General features: G+C 50.3%; 2 pseudogenes. One reads left to right on the top strand and one right to left on the bottom strand.

Going from position 1 to position 1,655, the window contains the following annotated elements:
* Positions 1 to 223 precede the first annotated feature (223 nt).
* Positions 224 to 474 (top strand): annotated as a pseudogene (locus tag EI969_RS10755) (SDR family NAD(P)-dependent oxidoreductase); the annotation flags it as partial.
* A 40-nt stretch (positions 475 to 514) separates the two neighbouring features.
* Here EI969_RS10755 and EI969_RS10760 read toward each other — a convergent pair.
* Positions 515 to 1,655 (bottom strand): annotated as a pseudogene (locus EI969_RS10760) (hypothetical protein); the annotation flags it as partial.

Below are 1,655 nucleotides of genomic sequence, written 5' to 3' on the forward strand. Positions count from 1 at the left end.
TGTCTTCTGCAGCCGCAATTTTGAAATCATGCTCTGCACCGTGACAGATATACACGGGAACGATTTCAGTTGCTCCGGCTTTCAATTCAATACTCATGATGTTGTCTCGATAGTCGACTGGGAATAATAGGCTGGTCGCTCAACTATCGGGTAAAAAGGCAGCCAGAGTAACTGGCAGAATTGACAGTCCGATTAGAACAAATTGCGATAAGAAATTCGGATTTCTTTGCGGAAAACCCTCGACGTCAGCATCCGCGGCTACTTCTTCATGTCAGTCGAAGCCGGCAAGCTGATGCGCGAAAACGGCGGCGCAGCATCATCAACGTGGTCTCGATTAACGGAGTTTCGTCGGGGATAGTCCAGTGCATCTATTCGGTGCCCAACGCGGCCGGGATCCGTTGCAATGCCCTGCTACCCGGGTTGACCAATACTAGGTTTACCTCGGTGCTAATAGAGAGTGAGGTTATTTTGAGTATGGGCGTTGCAGTAGATTCCGCTCAACCGGACTACGCAGTTAGTTATAAGCCGCTAGATAAATAACATTCAGTAGCTCCCCGTTCGCCTCTACATCCGCATGATAAAAAGCCACCATAGTCCATGGCACATTGGGTTCGTCTCTATACGTAAGCTGCCATGTTGCACCTTCCACTGGATCGACCACCTGAGGAACACCTCTGTCGGGAGATGTCTCTACTATCCAACTACCAGCGCTGATCCAGACTTTATCAGGCTTCACTTTGTTACATTTAATTGTGACAGTATGCGAACTGATGCTGGGGACTAATATCATCTCTTCATGACGAACCATCTTACCGTTGAACAACATGATCAACGCTTGATCTTCATAACCCGAAATCATCCTGCAACCTGGCATATACAGCACTGAATCCACACCGTCAGCTTCAACGCCAAGTTTAAACGCGCCGCTCCCGATTAGACCCGTGACGTCCCACTTCCAGTCAGTTTGCGCCACACCAAAATCAGGTTCACTTACCAATTGGAGGTCGTCTCCTTCAACAACCAGATAGGTCAGTTTCAACGGAGCTCCTGCTAAGGGACTACCGTCCTTAACTCTCAGCGAAACCGATTTTTTTTCACCCCATTTGAAAATAAAACCCTCACGAAAGACTTCACCGTCAATCAGGGCATCCGCCTCATCAGCCAAGTTTAGCGACAACACGGTACAGGGAACTTCCCAGGCTTGAGCTGTTTCTTTGCTCGACAACTTCAACGTGATGCGACCACTTTTGTTGCCAGCCGGGGTGACGACCCAAGTGGTCGTGCCGTCAGGTACGGGTACCCACTCTTCAAACGCTGGAGCGGCTTCAATGCTCAGACCGTCCGGATTCATCAATCCAAGACTGATTTCTTTTTCCTGCAGGAAGGGCGCTTCTATCCTCACCTCGTTGGGCTGACCGCGAAACAAAACCACACTCGGGGAGTTCCACGCCACTCGCTCTCCGTTGATAAACAGCGAAGCCTGCTTCCAGGGACTCTCCAGATACACATTGATCGGAAAAATGAATCTGCTAGGACGGTCGTCATACGGGCTGTGGACACTGGCCATGATCTGGTGCTCACCCGCCGTGAGGACGTCGTACTCAAACCTGCTCCAACCTGAATCGGAGGTTGGAACACGATCCACGGGCTTCCAA

Origin of the sequence: Pseudomonas sp. PB101 (genome assembly GCF_009764265.1) — a bacterium.
Taxonomy (GTDB): Bacteria; Pseudomonadota; Gammaproteobacteria; order Pseudomonadales; family Pseudomonadaceae; genus Aquipseudomonas.